General features: G+C 34.7%; 19 protein-coding genes. 9 read left to right on the top strand and 10 right to left on the bottom strand.

Going from position 1 to position 25,677, the window contains the following annotated elements:
* Positions 1-16 precede the first annotated feature (16 nt).
* From FLACOL7796_RS05115 to FLACOL7796_RS05135, 5 genes are all read right to left on the bottom strand, one after another.
* On the bottom strand, positions 17-1,804 hold the full coding sequence (locus tag FLACOL7796_RS05115; protein WP_173969757.1) for a 1-deoxy-D-xylulose-5-phosphate synthase: 1,788 nt from the start codon (positions 1,802-1,804) through the stop codon (positions 17-19).
* A gap of 66 nt (positions 1,805-1,870) precedes the next feature.
* Positions 1,871-2,644, bottom strand: a complete 774-nt coding sequence (locus FLACOL7796_RS05120) for a hypothetical protein (protein ID WP_173969758.1) — start codon at positions 2,642-2,644, stop codon at positions 1,871-1,873.
* Positions 2,645-2,653: 9 nt separating this feature from the next.
* On the bottom strand, positions 2,654-3,529 hold the full coding sequence (locus FLACOL7796_RS05125) for an energy transducer TonB (protein ID WP_173969759.1): 876 nt from the start codon (positions 3,527-3,529) through the stop codon (positions 2,654-2,656).
* Positions 3,530-3,582: 53 nt separating this feature from the next.
* Positions 3,583-4,410, bottom strand: coding sequence for an energy transducer TonB (locus tag FLACOL7796_RS05130; protein WP_173969760.1), 828 nt, complete (start codon positions 4,408-4,410; stop codon positions 3,583-3,585).
* Between the two features lies 1 nt (position 4,411).
* Positions 4,412-5,263 (bottom strand): energy transducer TonB, encoded by an 852-nt coding sequence (locus FLACOL7796_RS05135; protein ID WP_173969761.1) that lies wholly within the window; start codon positions 5,261-5,263, stop codon positions 4,412-4,414.
* Positions 5,264-5,323: 60 nt separating this feature from the next.
* Here FLACOL7796_RS05135 and FLACOL7796_RS05140 point away from each other — a divergent pair, with 60 nt between their 5' ends.
* The 4 genes from FLACOL7796_RS05140 to pbpC all read left to right on the top strand — a co-directional run bounded on the left by FLACOL7796_RS05140 (position 5,324) and on the right by pbpC (position 14,968).
* Entirely contained in the window at positions 5,324-5,767 is a 444-nt protein-coding gene (locus tag FLACOL7796_RS05140; protein WP_173969762.1) for a nucleoside deaminase, read from the top strand.
* A gap of 12 nt (positions 5,768-5,779) precedes the next feature.
* Positions 5,780-6,412: a hypothetical protein gene (locus tag FLACOL7796_RS05145; protein ID WP_173969763.1), complete on the top strand. Its 633-nt coding sequence runs from the start codon at positions 5,780-5,782 to the stop codon at positions 6,410-6,412.
* 287 nt (positions 6,413-6,699) lie between these two features.
* Positions 6,700-12,375: an alpha-2-macroglobulin family protein gene (locus tag FLACOL7796_RS05150; protein ID WP_173969764.1), complete on the top strand. Its 5,676-nt coding sequence runs from the start codon at positions 6,700-6,702 to the stop codon at positions 12,373-12,375.
* 217 nt (positions 12,376-12,592) lie between these two features.
* Positions 12,593-14,968: a penicillin-binding protein 1C gene (gene pbpC, locus FLACOL7796_RS05155; RefSeq protein WP_173969765.1), complete on the top strand. Its 2,376-nt coding sequence runs from the start codon at positions 12,593-12,595 to the stop codon at positions 14,966-14,968.
* A gap of 4 nt (positions 14,969-14,972) precedes the next feature.
* On the opposite strand, the gene FLACOL7796_RS05160 is transcribed toward pbpC, so the two are convergent.
* From FLACOL7796_RS05160 to FLACOL7796_RS05170, 3 genes are all read right to left on the bottom strand, one after another.
* A complete protein-coding gene (locus tag FLACOL7796_RS05160; RefSeq protein ID WP_173969766.1) occupies positions 14,973-15,800 on the bottom strand; it encodes a hypothetical protein in 828 nt (275 codons plus the stop codon).
* Positions 15,801-16,011: 211 nt separating this feature from the next.
* Positions 16,012-17,556: an Rne/Rng family ribonuclease gene (locus FLACOL7796_RS05165; protein WP_173969767.1), complete on the bottom strand. Its 1,545-nt coding sequence runs from the start codon at positions 17,554-17,556 to the stop codon at positions 16,012-16,014.
* A 422-nt stretch (positions 17,557-17,978) separates the two neighbouring features.
* The gene (locus tag FLACOL7796_RS05170) at positions 17,979-18,269 is read right to left on the bottom strand and encodes an HU family DNA-binding protein (protein WP_007805026.1); all 291 of its coding nucleotides are present in this window, start codon (positions 18,267-18,269) and stop codon (positions 17,979-17,981) included.
* A gap of 140 nt (positions 18,270-18,409) precedes the next feature.
* On the opposite strand from FLACOL7796_RS05170, the gene mutY reads away from it, so the two are divergent.
* Genes mutY through gldD form a run of 4 tightly spaced genes read left to right on the top strand, consistent with a single transcriptional unit; the run spans position 18,410 to position 21,814 of the window.
* Positions 18,410-19,456: an A/G-specific adenine glycosylase gene (mutY, locus tag FLACOL7796_RS05175; protein WP_173969768.1), complete on the top strand. Its 1,047-nt coding sequence runs from the start codon at positions 18,410-18,412 to the stop codon at positions 19,454-19,456.
* 37 nt (positions 19,457-19,493) lie between these two features.
* Positions 19,494-19,934 carry a single-stranded DNA-binding protein gene (locus FLACOL7796_RS05180; protein ID WP_065448112.1) on the top strand — a complete coding sequence of 147 codons (441 nt, stop codon included), beginning with the start codon at positions 19,494-19,496 and terminating at the stop codon, positions 19,932-19,934.
* Between the two features lie 23 nt (positions 19,935-19,957).
* Positions 19,958-21,253 carry a gliding motility-associated protein GldE gene (locus FLACOL7796_RS05185; RefSeq protein ID WP_173969769.1) on the top strand — a complete coding sequence of 432 codons (1,296 nt, stop codon included), beginning with the start codon at positions 19,958-19,960 and terminating at the stop codon, positions 21,251-21,253.
* Entirely contained in the window at positions 21,254-21,814 is a 561-nt protein-coding gene (gene gldD / locus FLACOL7796_RS05190; RefSeq protein WP_173969770.1) for a gliding motility lipoprotein GldD, read from the top strand. It begins immediately after the preceding gene.
* A gap of 129 nt (positions 21,815-21,943) precedes the next feature.
* On the opposite strand, the gene FLACOL7796_RS05195 is transcribed toward gldD, so the two are convergent.
* Positions 21,944-22,327 (bottom strand): heavy-metal-associated domain-containing protein, encoded by a 384-nt coding sequence (locus FLACOL7796_RS05195; protein WP_173969771.1) that lies wholly within the window; start codon positions 22,325-22,327, stop codon positions 21,944-21,946.
* Positions 22,328-22,428: 101 nt separating this feature from the next.
* Between FLACOL7796_RS05195 and FLACOL7796_RS05200 the strand changes: the two genes are divergently transcribed.
* On the top strand, positions 22,429-23,295 hold the full coding sequence (locus FLACOL7796_RS05200) for a DMT family transporter (protein ID WP_173969772.1): 867 nt from the start codon (positions 22,429-22,431) through the stop codon (positions 23,293-23,295).
* Between the two features lie 332 nt (positions 23,296-23,627).
* On the opposite strand, the gene FLACOL7796_RS05205 is transcribed toward FLACOL7796_RS05200, so the two are convergent.
* The gene (locus FLACOL7796_RS05205) at positions 23,628-25,676 is read right to left on the bottom strand and encodes a M16 family metallopeptidase (protein ID WP_173969773.1); all 2,049 of its coding nucleotides are present in this window, start codon (positions 25,674-25,676) and stop codon (positions 23,628-23,630) included.
* Position 25,677 lies beyond the last annotated feature (1 nt).

The raw sequence follows: 25,677 nt of genomic DNA on the forward strand, positions 1-25,677 counted from the left end.
TAATAGTGCAAAATAATTATTTTGTCTCGTTTTCGAAAAGATTTACCAAACTTTTAACGTCTATTTTGCATAATTGTTGTAATTGATTAGCAGTTCCATGCTCAATAAACACATCAGGAACACCTAAAATTTCTATCTTATTTTTAAAATTATATAATGCGGCAAACTCTAAAATGGCCGTTCCAAAACCTCCGTTTACAGTCCCTTCTTCTATAGTTATAATCCTTTCGAAATCAGTGAAAATGCTATTTAAAGATTTGATGTCTAATGGTTTAATGAATGGAAAGTCATAATGTGCAATTGTCTCAGAATTATTACATTCTTTAAGTGCTAAAATAACATTATTTCCAATAGTTCCGGTAGATAAAACAGCAGTTTTTGTTCCCGATTTTAATTGACTAGCCTGTCCTATAATAATTTTTTCATAATGTCCGAAATTTTCTACTTCCCAATTAGGTAAGACACCACGACCTCTTGGATATCGAATCGCGATAGGATGATTTAATCCCAATTGAGCTGTATATAAAATGTTTTGCAACGCAATTTCGTTGATGGGAGCATAGATAATCATATTAGGAATTGGGCGCAAATAAGCAATATCAAAAACACCATGATGTGTTGCGCCATCTTCGCCAACCAAACCAGCTCTGTCTAAACAAAGAATAACAGGTAAATTTTGTAAAGCTACATCATGAATAACCTGATCATAAGCCCGTTGTAAAAAAGTAGAATAAATAGTGCAATACACAATCATACTCTGAGTCGTCATTCCCGCAGCAAGTGTTACCGCATGTTGTTCGGCAATTCCCACATCAAAAGCGCGTTCCGGAATTTCATCCATCATGAACTTTAAAGAACTACCAGATGGCATTGCAGGTGTAATTCCGATAATTTTATCATTCTTTCGCGCTAAGTCTAAAACCGTCAATCCAAAAACATCCTGATATTTTGGAGGTAAATTTTCTTCAGATTTTAAAATAATTTCTCCAGTCGAAGCATCGAATTTTCCTGGTGCATGATATTTTACCTGATTTTCTTCGGCTTGTTGCAGGCCTTTACCTTTCGTGGTAACAATATGAAGGAATTTTGGTCCTTTTATATTTTTTAATCGGGTTAATTCTTTAATTAAAGCTGAAATGTCATGACCGTCAATTGGCCCCGAATAATCGAAGTTAAGAGACTTGATCATGTTGTTCTTCTTCGGGTTCTTTCCTTCTTTTACAGCAGTTAGGTATTTTTTTAGAGCACCAACGCTAGGGTCAATTCCAATAGCATTATCATTTAGAATCACCAGTAAATTGGCATCTGTAACACCGGCATGATTTAAACCTTCAAAAGCCATTCCTGAAGCAATCGAAGCATCGCCAATTACTGCAATATGCTGTTTGTCTAAATCGCCTTTTAATTGAGATGCAATCGCCATTCCGAGTGCGGCAGAAATAGAAGTAGAAGAATGCCCAACGCCAAAAGTATCGTAAATACTTTCGCTTCTTTTAGGGAAACCTGAAATTCCGTCGATTTGCCTGTTGGTATGAAAGATTTCCCTTCTTTCGGTCAAAATTTTGTGTCCGTAAGCCTGATGTCCAACATCCCAAACCAATAAATCTTCAGGTGTATTAAAAACATAGTGTAAAGCAATTGTCAATTCAATAACACCAAGACTAGCGCCCAAATGTCCTTCTTTTACAGAAACAACATCAATAATAAACTGACGCAATTCTTGCGCAATTTGAGGAAGTTGCGCTTCGGTTAATAAGCGTAAATCAGTTGGATTGTATATGCCGGAAAGTAAATTGCTTTTCATTGTATGGTAAAAAGCAAATTTACGGTTTTAAATTTAATTAGAACATAAGGTTCTATTAGCAGTGTTTTACTTTTTAATTGTAATCGGTAAAACATAAGTTGATCGAACAATTTTATTTTTTAGTTTTCCGGGAACCCACTTTGGAGTTTTTTCTAAAATTCCGATAATATCTTTTTCACTTGCAGATGTTGTATTTTCAAGTATTTTAAAATTGCTAAGACTTCCGTCGCCTTCAATTACAAATAAAACGGATATTTCTCCTTGTTTTGCTGTGATAAGATTTTTTGAAAAATTAGAATTGAATTTTTTTATTCCATTTTTTGGAACAGCTGCAATGTCTAAATCATTTGAATTATAAATAATTCCGTAATGTCCAGATTGAGGTTCCTCTTGTTCAGATTGAGAATGTTCTTCGGCGTTAAGTTTCTCTATAGGCATCAAAATAATTCCAGTAGTAGCATGTTGTTCTGGTTTGACATCTTCTACAACTTCAATTCTATCTATTTTTTTCTTATTTCCGTCTTTGTCTTGGCAACTAAATAATGTAGTGCCCATAGCTATAAAAAGTGCTAATAAAAACATTTTTCGATAATGGATTTGGCTGTGTAATATTTGAGATGGAATCTGAATATTTATTTCACTTAACTGTTCACTTTTAAGTTTTCCACAGACATTTTTATGTGAAATAAAATACTGCTGGATTTCCTCCGGAAGCATTGCCGTGAAATCAACAACAGTTTTAGAACAACTCAAACAAAATCTTCCATTGTCTTTTGGTGTCATCTTATCCCAGTTTTCGTGGCAAGGTTCTGGAATTGTTATTTTAAAATTTCTTTCCATGATTAAAATTTAATTTATTTGGCTTATGCGGTCATCATTTTTGTTCACAAGATTAATTGAAACTATTTTTGAAAGATTCCTTTTTCTTCTTTCAGTATTCAGGCTATCTTTCTCTACGACAATATTCAATCTAATAACGGTTGAAATGCCTTTACCATTAATTATACCTGGTTTCCATTTTTTAGATTCTTGTAAAACTTTAATTATTTCTTCTCCGGTTTCATGGCCAATATTATCAAAAACCTTTATTTCATTTAAAGTTCCGGTCTTGTCGATTACAAAAGAAACTTTAATTTCTCCCGAGATACGTTTGGCTTTTTTAGGAATTTGAAATTCATTTTTAATAAACTCCGTAAATTTTTCAAACCCGCCCGGATAATCTGGTATTGTCTCGATATATTCAGGCGGTGGAATGCCAGTGAGAGTTTCATGAGGATAATTGTCTATATATACGCTAGATCCGGTGGGCTCGATTTTTATTGTAGTTACATATTGAGTAGATAGATGTGGAGGTGTTGGTTCTTTTAATATGCTATCCTCGCTATTAAATTTTGTGTCAGTTTTTGGTAAAGAATCTTCGACAAGTTCTATTTTATCAATTTTCTGTTTGTTTCCATCTTTATCAGCGCAACTAAACAAAGTTGTGCCCATAGCAATAAACAATGCTAATAAAAATATTTTGTGATAGTGCGTTTGTGTGTAAAGAATACGACTTGGAATCTGGATTGTAATCGCCTCTAATTGAGATTTCTTAAATCTTCCACATACATTGTTGTTTCGATTTTGAATGAAGTAGTTTTGAATTTCATCCGGTAACATAGTTGTGAAATCTACAACTGTTTTAGAACAACTTAAACAAAAACGACCATTATCTTTAGGTTGCATTTTATCCCAATCTTCGTGGCAAGGCTCGGGAATCGTTAGTTTGTGTTTATTGTTCATTGCTTAATTGTAATGGGTAAAACGTAAGTTGATCGAACGATTTTGTTTTTTAGTTTTCCAGGAATCCAATTTGGCGCCGTTTTTAAAACTCTAATAGCTTCTTCTCCTATTTCTTTCGGTGTATTTTTAGCAATGTTGAAATTACTCAGACTCCCATCTTTTTCGATAACAAATATAAGTGAATATTTATCTTTGAATCTTTTTTCTGCTTTTGGAGTATTATAATTTTTGGTAAAAAAGGCAAGAAAATTTTCCATTCCTTTTTCCGGAACGGGTAAAACATCTAGATCAGTTGAATTATAAATAATGTCATAACTTAAAGGCTTTTCATTCATCATTATCAATCCAGTTGTAAAGCTACCAACATGTTTTTCGGCATGTTTTTCTTTTTTAGATTCGATCTGATGACCGTAACACCAAGAAGTTGTTTCGTTTTCTTCTTGAGTTTGTCCTGTATTATTTACAATCTCGATTTTATCAATTTTATGTTTGTTTCCGTCTTTATCCTGACAACTAAACAATGTTGTTCCCATGGCGACAAACAAAGCCAATAAAAACATTTTATGATAATTGGTTTGTGTATATAAAACCCGACTTGGAATTTGAATGGTAATGGTTTCTAATTGCGAATTTTTAAATCTTCCACAAATTCTTTCATTTTGATTTTGAATAAAAAAATGCTGAATTTCTTCAGGCAATAGCGAACTAAAGTCAATAACCGTTTTAGAGCAGTTCATGCAAAAACGACCATTGTCCTGCGGAGTCATTTGGTCCCAGTTTTCGTGACAAGGTTCAGGAATCGTTATTTTAAATTTTCTATCCATATTATTGCTCAAGTGAAATGGGTAAAGCATACAATGTTCGAACATCATGATTGTCTAATCGACCTGGAATCCATTTTGGAGCCATTTTTAAAACCCTGACAGCTTCTTCGCCAGTCCCGGATCCTGCATCTTTAATTATTTTGAAGGTACTCAGACTGCCATCTTTTTCTATAATAAAGGTAATGTAAATTTTACCAGTAATTTTTTCTGTTTTATTGGGGTTAACGTAATTGTCTTTAATAAAGCTATAAAAATTTTCAATTCCCTTTTCCGGAACGGGTGAGATATCTAAACTTGCGGAATTAAAAATACCATCATAATCGACAGGGTCAGAAACTGAACTATGATCTACTGCAATTACTTCTCCTTTTGTAACATAAGATACCGCAGCAAAATTTGTTGAAGTTATTTTTGAAGGTTGCGGTTTTTGAAGTAAAGAATCTTTAGCTGCTGGTAATTTTGTAGAATCGCTTCGGTTTCCGGTATCTTGAATAACTTCTATCTTATCAATTTTATGTTTGTTTCCGTCCTTATCCTGACAACTAAACAATGTTGTCCCCATAGCAACAAACAAAGCCAATAAAAACATTTTATGATAATTGGTTTGTGTATATAAAACCCGACTTGGAATTTGGATGGTAATGGTTTCTAATTGCGAATTTTTAAATCTTCCGCAAATTCTTTTATTTTGATTTTGAATAAAAAAATGCTGAATTTCTTCAGGCAATAGTGCACTAAAGTCAATAACCGTTTTAGAGCAGTTCAGACAAAAACGACCATTGTCGTGCGGAGTCATTTCGTCCCAGTTTTCGTGACAAGGCTTAGGAATTGTTAATTTAAATTTTTGCTCCATATCTAAATTCAAAATTTAAATATAATAAAAATTAAAGTGTAAAGTTCTATTTTTGCAATTATGATAAATCCTTTTACCGACGAATATTTTATGAAAAAAGCTTTACAGGAAGCTGAAATCGCTTTTGAGAAAGGCGAAATTCCTGTTGGGGCTATAATTGTTGTTGCAGACAGAGTGATCGCAAGTAGTCATAATTTAACCGAATTATTGAATGATGTTACGGCTCATGCCGAAATGCAGTCGATAACCGCAGCAGCAAATTTTCTGGGTGGTAAATATCTAAAAGATTGTACTTTGTATGTTACTCTCGAACCTTGCCAAATGTGTGCAGGTGCTTTGTATTGGAGTCAGATTTCGAAAATTGTTTTTGGCGCCCGAGATGAACAACGGGGTTTTATAACTATGGGAACAAAACTACATCCTAAAACTACCGTAGTTTCCGGAGTTATGGCGAATGAAGCTGCAGATTTAATGAAACGTTTTTTTATTGAAAGACGTAAATAATCACTAATCATCATGATGGATTTCGCTATAATAAAAAAGCTTTTTGGCATAACTGAATCTAATGGTTTTGCTGAAAATGAGATTCAAATTATTAAAAATATCTTCGGAAAACTTCCACAAGTATTTATTGATTATTATACAGAATTGGGTAAAATTCAAAACCTAAATTATACTCAGGATTCTTTAATAATTCCCGAACGTTTTCAGTATTATAAACATGATGACTATTTGATTTTTTATACCGAAAATCAGCGTGTTTGTGTTTGGGGCATTCATAAAGAGGATTTATCGATTCAGAATCCGCCGGTTTATATGAGTTATGATCAGGAAAAATGGAATTTGGAAACCAAAAACTTAACTGATTTTTTTACTGCAATGGCTTTTCTTCAGGCTGGTTTTGGGCTGGAATTTCCCGGTAATACATTTTATGAAATAGAGCCGAATGATCTGGATTTTATCATCAAAAATTATTCAAACAAACAGGTGTCATTTAAGCAATGGCTTGAAGGGATACAATTTTACGGAAACCATGATGATGAGGTCATTATAATTACGGGCGGTAACCAAATGTTTTACGCCGCAAATTCTCAAGAACATCTTAGTGAGATGGATGAGGTCTTGTCTCAACTTGGAGAAGAACTTTAAAAAGATCTTATGAAAATGACTTCCTAGCCCAGATGGGAGCGGCATCCTTTTTAGTGCTTCTTTAGCAGTAAAAAGATATAGTGGACAGCTGGAATATGCTCCTAAACACCTTTATAATACTCTGAATACTTCAACAAAAGTTAAATAATCATTATTAGAGAATTTTCTTCTTAAAGCAATAGGAAAATATTTTATATTTATCTTACTTTAATTTGTAGTTTGATATTGTCGTTTTAACGGTAAATCATGCTACATTTCTAATTTGCTAACCATTAACTCTAATAAAAGTGAAAGTAAAAGGATTAAGTCTCGTATTTTTTGTGTTTTTTATTTTTCAGTCCTGCGGCAGAAAATCGGCGGCAGATTTCAATTCAGATTTTTCACTATTTAAAGAGTATATCACCAGTTTTACGGGCGGGATTGTTTCTTCGGATTCTGATATTCGCGTGGTTTTGGCTTTCGATAAAAATGACTGGAAACCCAATCAGGAATTAGATGACGATTTGTTTGATATCTCACCAAACGTTCGCGGAAAAATTGTAGCACTTTCTACCAATACAATTGCGTTTATTCCTGAGAAAAAACTAAAAGCAGGAACAGAATATCAGGTTACTTTAAACTTAGATAAACTGACTGCTATTCCGAAAGAGAAAGAAAAAGAGTTGTCTAAATTCAACTTTACGGTTAAAACGGTTAAACAGGATTTTACCATAAATACTGGCGATATACAGTCGTACAGTAAAGAATATCAGTATTTAAATTGCGTTTTGAAAACAGCAGATAATATTGATCTTGAAACAGCTAAAAAATTAGTTGAAGCCAAACAAAAAGGCAATAATCTTAAAATTAAATTTGAGAAAACAACGGGTTCAGGTAAAGAATTCCGTTTTATAATCGACAGCATTCAGCGTTATGCTGAAACATCAAATCTTGAAATTATCTACGATGGAAATGATTTTGACATTGACCAGAAAGGACAAATCGATTTTCCTGTTACGAGCATCAACGAATTTAAAATTGTAAAAGTTGAGGTTCCGGACGGCAACAATCAATCGGTTTTAATTAATTTCTCTGAACCATTAGAAAAAGGTCAGGATTTTGCCGGATTGGTTTCTATTCAAAATACTAATAATTTGAAATTTTCTACTCAAGGAAATTTACTAAAAGTATATTTTACAAATGAAACGGCAGCCAGAAAAGAAAAGCCGGTTCCTGTTGAAGAAGAAGTTGTTACCGCAACGGTAGATTCTGCAGCAGTTGCAGTAGATTCGGCATCTGTAGTGGTCGATACTGCTCAGGTTGAAGATATAGTGGAAGTTGTTCCTGACGAAGAACCGGAACAAGTAATTACAGGAGAATTGCTTTTGGAGGTTTTCCAGGGAATTGAAAGCCAGTATGGCAAGAAAATGGAGGCCAACTATACAGAGAAAATCTCTTTTGATCAGATAAAACCAAGTGTTCGTTTTATTAAAAACGGAACTATTCTGCCAAGTTCAAATAATCTGAAATTGAATTTTGAAGCCGTAAACTTAAGTGCTGTTGATGTAAAAGTGTATAAAATTTACAAAAACAATATCCTGCAGTTTCTTCAGTACAATGAATTGAATGGTGCGCAGAATCTTAAGAAAGTAGCGCAGCCCATTGCCAAAACGACTCTTAATTTAAAAGAAAGCACACTCGTAAATCTTACCAAATGGAATACGTATGCTTTAGATTTATCTAAAATTATCAAACCAGAGCCGGGAGCAATTTACAGAGTTGAATTTGAATATAAAAAGAAATACTCGCTTTATAAATGCGAAACATCAGATGGAGATCAGGAGGAAACAGAGGAAGAAGAAGTTGATGAAAATGATGTAAACTACAGCGGTAACTCTTACGACGATTATTACTATGATGATTACAACTGGAGAGAAAGCCAGGATCCGTGTACTGGTTCGTATTATTATAATGCCAAAATTGCAACCAATATTCTGGCTTCAGACTTAGGCGTTATTGCCAAAAGAGGAGAGAACAAATCGTATTTGTTTGCGGTAAATAATATTGTTACGACAGCACCAATATCAAACTCAAGAGTTGATTTGTATAATTTTCAACAGCAAAAAATAGCATCGGAAGCGACAAGCAGTGAAGGAATTGCTTCTTTCCAATTAGATAAATTCGCTTATTTTGCTATTGTTACTTTGGGTGATCAGTCTACTTACGTGAAACTTGACGATGGACTTTCATTATCGGTTAGTAATTTTGATGTTGCCGGAGAGACTTTACAAAAAGGTTTAAAAGGATTTATTTACGGAGAGAGAGGTGTTTGGCGTCCGGGAGATAATTTGTATTTGTCTTTCATCTTAAATGATGCTTCGAATAAACTTCCGAAATCGCATCCAATTAAATTTAGGCTGAATGACCCGAACGGAAAAACGGTTTATCAAACTGTTCAAAAAGCAAATGATTTAAATCATTATGCCTTTACGGTTCCTACCAATCAGGACGCGCCAACCGGAAATTGGGAAGCCATGGTAAGTGTAGGAGGCGCAAGATTCTATAAAAGCATTAAAATAGAAACGATAAAACCAAATCGTTTAAAAATCAAAAATACGTTTAGCAGAAAAACACTTTCATCATCGTATCCAAATACAGATAATATAGAAGTAACCTGGCTTCATGGAGCAATTGCAAAGAACCTGAATGTAGAAATGCAGGCTAAGTTCTCGCAGCAGACTACGACTTTTAAAGGATATGAAAAATATACTTTTGATGATTTGGTTCGTCAGTTTAGTACCGAAGAAATCAATGTTTTCTCAGGAAAATTAAACGAAAGCGGAAAAGCATCCGTAAACATTCAGCCAAGATTGCAAGGTCAGGCGCCGGGAATGCTGCGCGCTTCGTTTATTACAAAAGTATACGAAGAAGGCGGTGATTTTAGTACCGATGTTATTTCTACAACTTATTCGCCATACAAAACCTATGTAGGGCTAAAAGCACCTGAACCAAACAAGTACAGTATGCTTGAAACCAGAACGGCAAATCGTTTTGATATTGTTACGGTTGATGAAAACGGAAGACCAAAAGCAGTTAGAAATCTGGAAGTTAAAGTCTTTAAAGTAGATTGGCGCTGGTGGTGGGATTCATCAAGCGATAATTTATCGAATTATAATTCTTCAAATGCTACAACTTCATATAAAACTTTTGTCGTTAATACGGATTCAAACGGAAAAGGAAGTATTCAATTTACCTTGACCGATGAAGAATGGGGACGTTATTTAATTAGGGTTTCAGATCAGGAAGATGGTCATGCCACGGCTTTAACCGTAAATATCGATTGGCCAATCTGGTCAGGAAAAACTCGTAACAGAGATGCTTCTACAGCCAATATGTTAGTTTTTTCTACCGATAAGAAAAATTATGCTGTTGGAGAAAAAGCACAGATTTCTTTCCCATCAAGTGAAGGTGGTCGTGCTTTGATTTCGATAGAAAACGGCTCAAGAGTAGTACAGACGCTTTGGGCAGAAACTAAAAATGGCGAGACAAAAGTTGAAGTTCCAATTACCGGGGCAATGGCGCCAAATGTTTATTTTAATATTACATTATTACAGCCTCACGCTTCGACCAAAAACGATTCGCCAATTCGTATGTACGGAATCGTACCAATTGAAGTGGTTGATAAAAATACCATTTTGGCACCAACTATTAATATGCCAGATGTCTTGAAACCAGAACAGCCATTTACGGTTAAAGTAGGCGAGAAATCAGGCAGGGAAATGACGTATACAATTGCGGTTGTCGACGAAGGACTTTTAGACTTAACCCGTTTTAAAACGCCAAATGCATGGGATAGTTTCTATGTTCGTGAAGCACTTGGAGTAAAAACCTGGGATGTTTACGATGATGTAATTGGTGCTTATGGCGGAAAAATAAACCAGATTTTCAGTATTGGAGGAGATCAGGATTTAGGCGGCGGAAAAGCTAAAAAAGCAAACCGTTTTAAACCGGTTGTATTGTATTACGGTCCGTTTAAATTAGGAAAAGGAGAAACGAAATCACATCAATTAAAATTACCAAAATATATTGGTTCGGTTAGAACGATGGTAGTTGCCGGAGATGCTGCAACAAGTGCTTACGGAAGCGTAGAAAAAGCGACTCAGGTTAAGAGTCCGTTGATGGTTTTAGCTTCGTTGCCGAGAAAAATTTCGCCATCAGAAAAAGTGACACTTCCGGTGACTGTTTTTGCCACGGAGAATAAAATTAAAAATGTTTCGATTCAGATAAAAACCAGCAACGGATTAAAAGTAGCTGGAAGTGCTGTTCAAGCATTGAATTTTGCGCAACCAGACGAAAAAATGGCGTATTTCAATTTAGTTGTTGGCGCTGCAACCGGAATTGCAAAAGTGCAGGTAATTGCGACTTCAGGAACCGAAAAATCGGTTTATGAGGTTGAAATCGATATGACAAATCCAAATCCGGTAACCAGTACTTTTACCGATGTTATATTAGCTCCAAACAGCACTAAAACACTTTCGTGGAAAACATTTGGAGTGGCCGGAAGTAATAAAGCCAGATTAGAAGTTTCGTCTATGCCATCAATGAATTTGAACGGAAGAATGCAATTTTTAATTCAGTATCCGCATGGATGTGTAGAGCAGACAACTTCATCGGTTTTCCCGCAATTATTTTTAGGCGATGTTGCTGATATCGATGCTAAACGCAAAGAAATCATTCAAAAGAATATCACAGCCGGAATTGCAAGATTGGGTAATTTCCAGTTATCAAACGGCGGATTGCCTTACTGGCAGGGGAATGCGATTGCTGATGATTGGGGAACTTCTTACGCTGGACATTTCTTAATTGAAGCAGAGAAAAAAGGATATGTACTTCCAATTAATTTCAAATCAAAATGGCTTTCGTATCAGCAAAAAGAAGCCAAACAATGGCGTTTTGAGCCAAAATATGGTAATGATCTGGCTCAGGCGTATCGATTATATACTTTGGCTTTAGCAGGAAATGCTGATTTATCTGCCATGAACCGACTTCGTGAAACAAAAGGAATTTCGAACGAAAGTAAGCTTCGTTTGGCTGCTGCGTATGTTTTAGCGGGACAAAAATCAGCTGGGCAAAGTTTATTCCTAAAAACAAGTATTGACGGAGATTCAGACGGATACAATTATTACTATTATGGTTCAAGCGAAAGAAACAGAGCAATGGCGCTGGAAACAATGCTGCTTTTAGGACAAACGCAAAAAGCATTTGCAATGGCGACAAAACTAGCCAAAGAAATGTCGGCCAATCAATGGATGAGCACACAGACAACTGCGTATTGCTTGTATTCGATGTCGAAATTTGCAATCAGCAATGGTCCAAAAGGAATTAATATCCAGTTTAGCAAAAACGGAAAAGGAGAAACAATAAACACTAGTAAATCGGTTGCAGATCGTAGTTTGTCTGTCGCTTCCGGAACAAATAGTAGCACATTGAAAAACAATAAAGCGAATACAGTTTATGTTCGTGTATTGAATACCGGAATATTACCAATAGGACAAGAAAATGCGGTTCAAAGTGATGTTTCGGCCAGTATTGTTTTCAAAGACAGAAAAGGAGGTATAATCAATGTTTCGAGAATTAGTCAGGGAACAGAATTTATTGCCGAAGTTACCATTAAAAACCAAAGAGGCGAAAGCGTTCAAAATGTGGCGTTATCTCAAATTCTGCCTTCCGGATTCGAAATTGTCAATACACGTTTCACAGATTATGGAGATGCAGTAAATAATATCGCTGATTATATCGATATTCGAGACGATAGAACGAATTTCTACTTCGGAATGAAATCAAGAGAAACCAAAGTTTTCCGAATTCTGCTAAACGCATCTTATTTAGGGAATTATTATCTACCTGGCTTACAATGCGAAGCGATGTATGATAATACATTCTTAGCCAGAACAAAAGGATTCTGGGTTGAGGTTGTGAAATAAACTTTTTTTGCCACAGATTACACAGATTAGCACAGATTTTAAAATCTTTTTTAATCCTTTAATCTGTGGCAAAAAAAATTTGCGGACTTAGCAAAATAAAGTCTCTCGCAGATTCAGCAGATTGGGCAGATCAAATAAAATCTGCCCAATCTGCTGAATCTGCGAGAAAAAAAATCTTAGCGAATAATTTCGTGCCTTTGCGGTAAAATAATCAGAATTGAAAAATAAATTAAAAGCGTTTTTCCAACGCATTATAGACTGGATAAAAAGAAATAAAATAAAATCAGCAATTGCTTTTGTTCTCTTGCTGATTTACTATTTTTCGATACCCCGAACTTTATTTAAAGAACCTTACTCGACCGTTATTGAGAGTAGAGAAGGAGAATTACTCGGCGCTAAAATTGCCCGTGACGGACAATGGCGTTTTCCAGCACAAGACAGCGTTCCGGATAAATTCAAAAAATGCATTGTTTATTTTGAAGACGAATACTTTTATAAACATCCGGGATTTAATCCGGTTGCCATGGTAAATGCCTTTAAGCAAAACAGAAAAGCAGGAAAAGTGGTTAGGGGAGGAAGTACTTTAACCCAGCAAGTAATCCGATTATCCCGAAAAGGAAAAAACAGAACCTATTTTGAAAAAATAATCGAAATTATTCTCGCAACCCGACTAGAGTTGGGTTATTCTAAAAATGAAATTCTCGAAATGTATGCCGCTCATGCTCCATTTGGAGGAAATGTTGTAGGACTGGAAATGGCTTCATGGCGTTATTTTGGCGTGCAGTCCAATCAATTATCGTGGGCAGAAAATGCGGTTTTGGCTGTTTTACCCAATGCACCAAGTTTAATTTATCCCGGAAAAAATCAGATAAAATTACTCAAAAAACGCAATCAGCTTTTGCTAAAATTGCATAAAGAAGGAATAATCGACAAGCAGACGTATGAACTTTCGATAGAAGAACCTTTACCTCAAAAACCGTATGATCTGCCACAAATCGCACCGCATTTATTGCAGAGAACAGCCAAAAACGAAGAAGGAACCAGAGTAAAAACCACGATTGATTACGCACTGCAGACCAGAGTAAATCAAATTGCAAGGTATTATTACAATCAGTACAAACAAAATGAAGTTCATAATCTGGCTATTTTGGTAATTGATGTTCAGAACAGAAATGTGATGAGTTATGTTGGCAACGCTCCAACGGATAAAGACCATCAAAAAGATGTTGATATTATTGATGCGCCAAGAAGTACAGGAAGTATCTTAAAACCGCTTTTATACGGTGCAATGTTAGACGATGGCGAATTACTGCCTAATACTTTAGTGGCCGATATTCCAACGCAAATTTCCGGATATACACCTCAAAATTTCAATCTTACTTTTGATGGTGCGGTGCCTGCTCATAGAGCTTTATCGCGTTCGTTGAATATTCCTGCGGTTTTAATGCTTCAGGAATTTACGGTAAACAAGTTTTATGAAGAACTGCAAAAATTCAAATTAAAGAATATAAATAAAATGCCCGATCATTACGGGTTATCGCTTATTTTGGGCGGAGCCGAGAGTAATTTGTGGGATTTATGCCGAACCTACGCTAATTTATCTTCTACATTAAATTACTACTCTAAGCATCAGGATAAATACCGAACCAATGAGTTTACAGAGCTAAATTACAAAAACGATTTTAAGCCCGATTTTGGTTCAGAAACGGATCAAAAGAATATTTTGGGCGCGGGATCAATTTGGTTAACGTATAATGCAATGGAAGAGGTTAATAGGCCGGAAGGAGACGAAGCCTGGAAGTTTTATGACAGCTCATTGAAAATTGCCTGGAAAACAGGAACAAGTTTCGGGAATAGAGATGCCTGGGCAATAGGAACAAATTCAAGATATGTAGTTGGAATTTGGGTTGGAAATGCAACCGGAGAAGGAAGACCTACTTTAACCGGAGTTAACAGCGCAGCGCCAATTTTATTCGATGTTTTTAATTTACTGCCAAGACAAAGATGGTTTGATACGCCTTATAAAGATCTGGCCGAAGTTGAGGTTTGTCGTTTAAGTGGTTATTTAGCAAAAGAAAACTGCCCGAAAATCAAACAATGGGTTGCTAAAAAAGGGAAATCGACAAAGGTTTGTCCTTATCACAGAATGATTCATTTAGATAAGACAGAACAATTTCAAGTAAACAGCAGCTGCGAAAGTGTAGAAAATATTGTAACTAAAAACTGGTTTGTACTGCCTCCGGTAATGGCTTGGTATTACAAAAGCCAGCATATTGAATATCTGCCTTTACCACCATTTAAAGAAGGCTGCGAAGGAACGCAAACCACTACAATGGATTTTATTTATCCAAAAGCAAACAGTAAAATCTACTTAACAAAGGATTTTAACAGCAATGTCCAGCCGGTAATTTTAAAAGTAGCGTATTCTGAAAGAGATAAAGAATTATTCTGGTATGTTGATGATGTGTATAAAGCCACAACAAAAACATTTCATGAATTGCCAATTACACCAACCGCAGGAATACATTATATTACGGTTATTGATGCTTCCGGAAATGAAATTAGACGCAGAATTGAAATTGTAAGGGAATAATAGATTAATATTTGAAATTTAAACGGAGATTCTTATTATCGGTGAATCTGATAGTAGCTCCAAATGTAAAGCCTTTTATTACTGGAATATTTTCCTGATTGAATGGAACAGAATAGCCAATTCCCAGATCCATGATGCTTAATAATGAGAGACCGGCAATCGCGTAAGCGTTTCTGTGTGAGCCTCCAACTTTTGCAAAAAGCCATTTCTCGGAGAGATTGTAAGACAAATGAAAATCTGGCAAGCCATAAGTTTTGTCATCGTAGCGCATAATTCCATATCCTAAACCAAGAAGCAGTTTATTATCATTTTGGCAATCTAAGCAAAATTCCAGACCAGCTGTATATTGACTTTTTAATGCAATTGAATATGAGATATAAAAAGCCGGGCTCAGGTCTACAGATTCTTTACTGAAAGAGTTTCGTTCAGAGGGAAATTTAACGGGTCCCATTAGTTTTTTGCGATATTCGCGTGGAGAGGTATTTTTAGATTGAATAAGATGACCATCTTCGCTATACCATTTTGCTTCACCTATCGAGGAGTATTCATTCAGTCTATATTTACCTGTTAAATATCCTTGAAACTGTAACTGATTGTTTTTTATGTAGTAATCTTTAACGGGAAAAATTTCAGAAGGAATAATGTAGTCATTTTTCTTTGGAGTATAATTTAAAGCATCTTCTGTTTTAATTTCTTTATCAGAAATTCTATAATAAACAGCAAGTTCTTTTTTGGATTCTCTGTTCCAGTGCTTGTCAAAAAAAATAGTGTCATTTTGGGCTTTTATTTTAGAAGAAAACAAAAAAACAAAGATGATAAAATATAAAACCATCTTTTTTTGATTCAGGAAGCAAAGTATCGGGTTTGTTGACATGTATTTATTGAATTGGTAGTTAATAAATCATTGTAAACATAGTCAAATGCCTTTTTCATCATGGTAATGAAAAGTTTTTTTTGTGCCGTTATAAGACGAAAAACAAATTTGAAATTTAATTTAAAAGCACAAAAAAACCGCCAGTCTTTCGAGAGGCGGTTTTTGTTTTTTATTCTGAAATAACATTTCCTTTTTTATCATAGAAATGGTATTCTAAGTACGTGTAAGCGTCACGAGGTATGATTTTCACCCATTTCTTATGTTCAAAAAACCATTTTGAACGTAATGATGGAAAACCTTTACTGAGGTATGCAGCCACAAACGGATGTACATTAAGTACAACACCCTTGTGGGTTTTTAAAATTCTGTCTAAATCAGATGCGATTCTGTCAATGATCAAAATTGGCGCTTCAATTTCACCATGTTCATTGTTTGGATCTTCTTCTCTAGTCTTAATATTAACTTCGGGTCTCACGCGTTGTCTGGTAATTTGAACTAAACCAAATTTACTAGGCGGTAAGATTTTATGCTTTGCTTTATCGTCGCTCATTTCTTCTCGCAAGAAGTCGAACAGAACCTTCCTGTTTTCAGGATTAGACATATCGATAAAATCAACTACGATTATTCCGCCCATATCACGCAAACGAAGTTGTCTGGCAATTTCAGCGGCAGCAATCATATTTACTTCCATGGCGGTGTCTTCCTGGTTAGTCGCCTTATTCGAACGGTTTCCGCTATTTACGTCTATAACGTGAAGAGCTTCAGTGTGTTCGATGATAAGATACGCTCCTTTACTCATGGAAACGGTTCGTCCAAATGAAGTTTTGATTTGTCTCTCTATATTGTATTTCTCGAAAATTGGATTGTCATTTGATTGATAAAACTTAACAATCGATTGTTTTGAAGGTGCAATTTCTTGCAGATATTCCTTCGTTTGATGGTACAACTCTTCGTCATCTATCTGAATACCACTAAAGGTATCGTTGAATACATCTCTTAATATCGAAGAAGCTCTGTTGAGCTCTCCTAATACTTTTGAAGGATGATGAGCAGTTGGTAATTTTTTACACATTGCAGTCCATCTGCCAAGCAGGTTCTGCAAATCTTTTTCTAATTCGGCTACGTTTTTGCCTTCGGCTACTGTGCGAACAATAACACCAAATCCTTTAGGTTTGATCGATAGAACAAGTTTTTTTAAACGATCCTTTTCTTTTTTGTCTTCTATTTTTTGAGAAATAGAAACACGGTCAGAAAACGGAACGAGAACAATAAATCTTCCTGCCAATGAAAGCTCAGCGCTTATCCTTGGACCTTTGGTCGATATAGGTTCTTTTACAACTTGAACTAAAACAGATTGATTGGCACTTAAAATATCAGTAATGATGCCATCTTTGTCAATCTCTTTTTCAAACTGAAAGGTTTTTAGGGAGAAATCTTTTATTTTACCTGCGCTTACAAGTTTTATGAATTTCAGTTGGGAAGCTAAGTTAGGTCCTAAATCGTGATAATGTAAAAAGGCATCTTTTTCGAAGCCCACATTTACAAAAGCAGCGTTAAGACCAGCAACGGGTTTTCGTATTTTGGCGATAAAAATATCACCAACCTGAAAGTTGCTTTTCTCTTCTTCCTTGTGTAATTCAATTAGTTTTCCATCTTTTAATAAGGCAAAATCTACGGCTTCAGAACTAGATCTAATGATTAATTCTTTATTCACACTGTAAATTTTTATCTGTTTTTTCAGAAAATAGAGTATAGAGAGAAGAGCATAGATTTAAAATAAATCTAAAATCTAGTGTCTAAGATCTAAAATCTTATCTACAGATGGATTAAACAATATTTTTTTAACAGGTATTGAACCCGGGAGGGAAAGTTTAAATCTCAATTTTTAAATTCCAAATTCCAATTCAATCAATATTGATTTCTTAATTTTTGGATTTTGGATTTTATTTTTTGGAATTTTTGAAATTTCCCAAATTTCAATGAACGTTTAAAAAGAAAAAAGTAGTTTAAAACTACTTTTTCTTTTTGTGACGGTTAGCTCTCGCTCTTTTTTTTCTTTTGTGCGTAGCTACCTTATGTCTCTTTCTTTTTTTACCACTTGGCATATCGTGTCGATTTTATGATTAATTAATAGTATTATTTTGCTTCGTTATTTGTTTTTACTCCTTCTACAAAAACTTTTGCAGGTTTAAACGCAGGAATGTTGTGTGCTGGAATTTTGATAGTGGTGTTTTTAGAAATGTTTCTACCTGTCTTTTCAGCTCTGGTTTTTACGATAAAACTACCAAAACCTCTTAGGTAAACATTGTCTCCAGTTTCTAGTGAAGTTTTCACTTCTTCCATAAAAGTTTCTACTGTTGCTTGAACATCTCCTTTTTCAAGACCTAGTTTCTCTGAAATTTTCGCTACGATATCTGCTTTCGTCATTTTCTTTCCTATTTTATTTTATAAATGGTGTACTATTTTTTTGAGTTTGCAAATATAGGAATTAAAAAAATAATTAATCAAGCTAATTCGTTAAATTTTAATTACATAAACATTTACTTTTGTATTCTAAGTATTTTGCAATGAATTTTTCTAACATATTGATAAAATGGTATTTACAAAACAAACGTGATTTGCCATGGCGAAAAACGGCCAATCCATACCATATTTGGCTCTCAGAAATTATGTTGCAACAGACTAGAGTTGCGCAAGGAACGCCTTATTTTTTTGCTTTTACGGAGGAATTTCCTACTGTATTTGATTTGGCAAATGCCTCAGAAGAGCAGGTTTTGAAACTTTGGCAGGGATTAGGGTACTATTCCAGGGCCAGAAATTTACATAAAACGGCGCAACATGTCGCAAATGACCTTAATGGAGTCTTTCCTTCGAACTATGCAGCTTTATTAAAATTAAAAGGAGTTGGTGAATATACCGCCGCGGCAATTGCTTCTTTTTCTTATAATGAAGCCGTTCCTGTTGTTGACGGAAATGTATTTCGTGTGCTTTCTCGTTATTTTGATATCGAATCAGATATTTCTCTGCCTGCAACAAAAAAAGAATTTACAGAGTTGGCTTATGAGTTAATGCCTAAAGATAATCCTGCGATTTTTAATCAGGCGATTATGGAGTTTGGCGCTTTGCAATGCGTGCCTAAAAGTCCGGATTGTTCTATATGTGTATTTAATGACAGTTGTCTGGCGCTTCAAAAAAAGAAAGTATCGGTTTTGCCGGTAAAATCTAAAAAGCTTAAAGTAACGAATCGCTTCTTTAATTATTTAATTTTAGAAGATGTTTTAGGAAATACATTAATACAAAAAAGAACCGCTAAAGGAATCTGGCATAATTTATATGAGTTTCCACTTTTCGAAACTACTGAAATTGTTGATTTTGATATTGTTTCGCAAGCCGTCAAAAATGATGTTTTTCCTTCCTATACTATATTAGGTATAGAGGAGTGTAATGAAACAACTGTAGTTCATAAACTTTCGCATCAACATCTTCATATTCAGTTTTGGAAGGTTAAAATAGCGGAAAAAATCGAAAACGGATTGAATTCCAGTCAATTAAAAACTTTTCCTTTTCCTGTTGTCATTTATAATTTTATAGAAAAGCAAGAAATAAATTGCTAAAAAAATGTATCTTTGGGATAAATACCACTATAAAATTATGAATGGAACATTAAATAAAGTGATGCTAATTGGCCATTTAGGCGATGATGTAAAAATGCATTATTTTGATGGCGGAAACTGTATAGGTCGTTTTCAATTGGCTACAAACGAGGTTTATATCAATAAAACAACCAATGAAAAAATAACTTCAACAGAGTGGCATAATTTAGTTGTGCGCAATAAAGCCGCCGAAATTTGCGAAAAATACCTTTCTAAAGGAGATAAAATCTATATAGAAGGACGTATAAAATCGCGCCAATGGCAGGCTGAAGACGGTACTACTAAATATACCACCGAGATTCAGGTGACTGAGTTTACTTTCTTGACTACCAAAAAAGAAACCGGAAATCATAAACCACATCAGGAATCAGAACCAGCAAAAAACACTAACTTTGATGCGACGAATGAAGGTTTGCCTATAAATGACTTGCCTTTTTGATTGTTTAACTAATCCTTTTTAATTTGGACCCGGAGCCCAGTTTATTTTTTAATACCACTTTAGACATCAATTTAATAATTGGTTTTGTCGGAATATTTATTTTGCTGTTTCTTTCGGCAATTGTTTCAGGTGCCGAAGTAGCGCTTTTTTCTTTATCGCAAAAAGACATTGATGAAACATTACATGAAAATAATCCGAGAGGAAAAATTATTTCAAATCTTTTAGATAAACCCAAAAAACTTTTAGCCACCTTATTAGTCGCCAATAATTTCTTTAATATTGGAGTTGTTATTTTGTTCTCATTTATCGGGCAAAATATTTTTGCTAATGTAAGTTCGCCTGTCTTTAAATTTATTCTTGAAATTGTTCTGGTTACTTTTCTTATTTTGCTGTTTGGCGAAGTTTTGCCTAAAGTTTATGCCAGCCGTAACAATATAAAATTCGCAAAACGCGTTGCATACCCAATCGCTATTTTAGATACATTGCTATCTCCAATAAGTTTGCCTATGCGAAGCCTTACGTTATATTTGCACAACAAATTAGGGAAACAAAAAAATAGTTTTTCGATAAATCAGCTTTCGCAAGCCTTAGAACTTACAGATTCTGAAGGAACATCGAGCGAAGAACAAAAAATATTAGAAGGTATTGTTTCCTTTGGAAATACAGATACGAAACAAGTTATGAGTCCCAGGATTGATATTTTTGCATTAGAAATATCAGAACCTTTTTCAGTAATTTGTCCTAAAATAATCGAAAAAGGATTCTCAAGAATTCCGGTGTACAGAGATAATATCGATCAAATCGAAGGCGTTTTGTTCGTTAAGGATTTATTACCTCATATTGATAAAGAAGAGTTTGACTGGTCATCCTTAATAAGAGAAGCGTTTTTTGTTCCTGAAAATAAAAAGCTCGATAATTTATTAAAGGATTTTCAGAGCCTTAAAAGCCATTTGGCCATTGTGGTTGATGAGTATGGAGGAACTTCCGGATTGGTTTCTTTAGAAGATGTTATCGAAGAAATAGTAGGGGATATAAGCGATGAGTTTGACGATGAGAATTTGAATTTCTCCCAAATCGATGAAAAGAATTTTCTTTTTGAAGGAAAGATTAACATGAAGGATTTTTACAGAATCGTTGATGTTAACGAAGATGTTTTCGAATCACATAAAGGAGAAGCCGAAACATTGGCAGGATTCATTCTTGAAATTCTGGGCAATTTCCCTAAAAAAGATCAAAAAGTAGCTTTTGATAATTGTGTCTTTACCATAGAAACAGTCGATAAAAAGCGTGTAAAACAAATAAAAGTAACAATAGATTAAATGTTTAAAAAAACAATTTCAATAGCAACAATTTTACTGGCATTGACTGTTTTAAGTTGTAAAGATGATGTGGTGCCTAAGCCATCAGGTTTTCTTCGTTTAGATTATCCCGAAGCTAAATATGTTAGTTTTGAAAATAATTGCCCGTTTGCTTTTGAAATGAACGAAGCAGCAGTTATAAAAGGTGAAAAAGATTGCGGATTTGCTATTACATATCCTAAAATGAAAGCCACTATTTACCTGACATATAAACCCGTAAATGGTAATATTGAGAAATTGCTTAAAGATGCTCAAAAACTAACTTACGAGCATGTTATTAAAGCTGATGACATCTTAGAACAGCCTTATTTAAACCCTCAAAAAAAGGTTTACGGAATGTTTTACCAAGTGGACGGAAATGCAGCTACAAACTCGCAGTTTTACGTTACAGATAGTACAAAGCATTTTATAACAGGATCAGTTTATTTTTATGCTAAGCCAAACTTTGATTCTATTATGCCCGCAGCAAGTTATATTAAAAATGACATGCAGCGATTAATGGAAACTTTGAAGTGGAAATAGAAAAATCAAATCATAAAAAAAGGGCGTTCAGTTTAATTTGAACGCCCTTTTTTTATGTCTTAAAATTAAATCATAAACCTGTACTATTGTTGGAATTTGGAATTTTTTAAAAAATTGAAATTTAATTTTTTAAGATTTAGCATTTAAAACTTTATATGTTTTACCATCTCCCGTTGCCTGAACAACTTTGGTTAGGTTTTCTTGATTCTGAATCGTTTTATCAAATACAACAGTAGCTGTTTTTTTATCAAAATCAACAGTAGCTTTTTCTACTCCGTCAAGATTAGATAATTCTTTTTCGATTGTTTTTGCGCAACCCATAGCACAAGTCATTCCTTCGATTTCAAAACTTGCGGTTTGTACATTTTCTGCAGCAATTGCTTTGTGTTCTTTAGGCGCTTCTTTTTCAGCTTGAGCTTTAATTAAAGCCATGCTTTTGTCCTCTTCTTTTTTGCAGCTTACCAATACTAAACCCGCTATGGCGAAAGTGGCTATAATCTTTGTGAATTTCATTCTATATAATTTTAATTAGACAGTTGTGTTCTTTGCAAAATTAATAAAAAGGAAGAGGTCAGTTCATAAATTTATTACAAATTTGCATCAAAATGGTATTTATGGACGCAAAGCAATTAAGGTGGGCTTATTTATTTGTTCTTTCTCTTATTTGGGGAAGTTCTTTTATTTTAATAAAAAGGGGCCTGGTTGGTTTAACTGCTGTTCAGGTAGGTTCATTCCGAATTATTTTTGCGGCTCTTTTTCTATTGATTTTTGGCTTTAAAAGTCTAAAGAAAATTTCGCGTCGCCAATGGAAATTTGTTGCCATAACATCCGTTTTTGGAACTTTTACTCCCGCCTTTCTTTTTGCAATTGCCGAAACCCAGGTCGATAGTTCGATTGTGGCCATTTTAAATTCGCTTACACCATTAAATACTTTGGTTTTAGGAATACTTCTGTTTGGAATCCAATTTCAAAAACGACAGGTTTTAGGTGTTTTTGTTGGGCTAGTTGGGTGTTTATTGTTGGTTTTAAGCGGAGCATCTGCTCATCCCGGACAAAATTATTATTATGTGGGTTTGGTGGTTATTGCGACACTTTGTTATGCAATCAATGTCAATTTAATCAAGAAATACCTATCAGATTTAAATTCGGTAAGTATCACAACCGGAAACTTTGCTGTTTTGCTTCTGCCGGCTTTGATTATTTTGAGTTTTACAGATATTACACAAAGAATAAGTTTTGATGCTGCCCAACATTCCATTTTCTTTGTAATGATTCTGGGAGTTGTAGGAACCGGAATCGCCAATGTTTTGTTCTTTAAATTAATACAAATGTCTTCACCTGTATTCGCAACATCAGTAACCTATTTAATCCCGATAGTAGCTTTCTTTTGGGGATTATTAGATAACGAAATGCTAACGCCAATTCAGTTTTTTGGAGCATTTATTATTTTAATCGGAGTTTATTTATCGGCCAAAAAGTAAATTTTGTCTGTAAAATGTTATTTCGATTATGCTATTTTTCAGGAGCTAATCCCGCACCCGAGCCTGAAAGTGCGAACTGGCGAAGCAATCCATTCCAATCTTTTGTGGCGAACACCGCCACAAAAGGATTTCCACTTCTATCGGGGCTAGGGCAATCATTTTCATAATAATGTTTTCGTTAAAAGATTGTGATTATGATGAAGTAAAAAGGGTTTTGACTCCATTCAGCCTGATAAAAAATAACGCATAAAAAAAGCTTTGTCAAAGTTTTAAACTTTGACAAAGCTTCTAAAAATCTTAGAATCTTAGCAACTTAGTGCCTTAGAACCTTCCTAAAGAAAATCTTTCTCAGAAACTCCTTCGTTAATTTTAATTTCAGACATTTTGATATCCAATTCAAAACCTACATTCTGAACTAAATTAAAAGGAACTTTTACTCCTTTTACTTCTCTGTAATCGTTGAAGTTTGTTATTTGCGAAGATGATTTTCCGTCTTGCTCACGAACTTTACCTTTTGCTGTTTTTAAGCCTGATTTTACATCGTAATAATACGTTGTTTTTCCGTCTTTAATTACATAAGCATCGCTGCCGTTTATAGGTTCTATTCCTTCTACTTTTAAGTCTGTTCTTTTTTGTAATTGCAACTCTTCAAAAGGAGCAGCGCTGGCTTTCATATCGGCAAGATCTGCGCCTTCAAGATTCTTGCGCTGACCTTGTTGCTCGATGTAAGCTCCTTTTTCATTTACAACCTGTTTCATTAAATTCATGGTTCCCATTGCAAGCGAAACCATCATTTTTCCTTTCGAATCTAATTTAGATGTAAAAGTTAAAGGACCCGGAGCCTGAGGAACCGTTGTAGTTCCTGTCATAGCCAAAGTTTTAACCGCAGAAACTGCTTTTTCTCCTCCAATTGCTTTTAGATAATTTTCGAAAACAGTTTTGGCAGTAATTCCCGCCGGAGCTTCTTTTTTAGTAACTGGTTTTTCAACAGGATTTCCGTATTTATCAAAATAGAAAATCGGAATTTGAAGTTTTTCTAAACCGCTAATAACATCAGAACCTTTTCCTGCAATTACAATTCGCATATTGTCTAGCAAGAAATATTTGTTTGCAACGCGATAAATATCTTCAGCCGTAACATTGTTTATGGTCTGAATGTATTTTTCGTAAAAATCAGCCGGAAGATTTTCTGTTTCAATGTTCAAAGCATATCGGGCAACAGTTTGTGGTTTTTCAACCTGCATTACAAATCGGCCAATATATCCCGCTTTTACATTTCTTAAAACCTCCTGAGGAACTTGTTCAGTTCTGATTCTTTTAATTTCTTTTATAAATTGAACCACTGCGCTATCAGTAACCGTGTTTCTTACAGCCGAAGATGCTTTAAATTTAGTTACATATTTTCCTGCTCCAATACTTGAACTTGCGCCATAAGTCCAGGCATGTTGCTCACGTAAATTCATGTTTAAGTAGCTGTTAAAATCTCCTCCTAAAATTTGATTGGCAATTACAGCAGGGAAAAAATCAGGATCACTCATTTTTAAATTCACAGTATTTACTAATGAGATTTCAGATTGTACCGCATTTGGAACATCTACAAAATCAATTTGAAGTTGAGGCACATTTTCCGGATTTGGGTAAGTGTTTTTTGGAGCAACTTGTTTTTTCCATCCTCCAAAAAGTTTTTCTACGGCTGCTTTTGTTTCTTTAAATTTAATGTCACCAATAATTACCAAGTAAGCATTTTCAGGAACAAAATAAGTCGCGTAATTCGCCTGAACATCTGCAAGTGTCACGTTTTTTACCGTTTCTTCTGAAAGATATTCTCCTGACGGATGATTTTTTCCAAAAGCTAAAACATCAACAACGCGATTTGCAATTGCAGGAACGCTTTTTTCATCGGCTTTAAGCCCTTCGATTAATTTTGCTTTTTCTTTATCAAATTCAGTTTGAGTAAAATTCGGTTGCAAAGCACCTTCTGCCAAAAGCTCCAGAACACGTCCTGAATATTTAGAAAGAGAACTTGCATAAGCACCTGTTGATGAAAAATTAATGCTTGCTCCGTAAAAGTCGATTTCTTCGTTAAAAGCCTCTTTGGTTGTTTTTTTAGTTCCGTTACCAATTAAGCTGCTGGTAAGTTCATCGACACCTTTTTTGTTTCCTTCTGTAAAAGGAGCATTATTTAGAGTCAAATTAAAACTTACTCTTGGTAATTTATGATTTTCAACCACCAAAACTTTCATACCGTTTGCCAAAACAAAAGTTTGCGGTTTTTTGATATTGACTACTGGCGAAGGCCCTGGTTTGGGTTGTGGACGATTTTGTGCTTGCATAATTCCAGTCAGGAATAAAAGGATTAAAAATGTATGTATTTTTTTCATG

The sequence above is a fragment of the Flavobacterium bizetiae genome, from assembly GCF_902804475.1.
GTDB lineage: Bacteria > Bacteroidota > Bacteroidia > Flavobacteriales > Flavobacteriaceae > Flavobacterium > Flavobacterium bizetiae.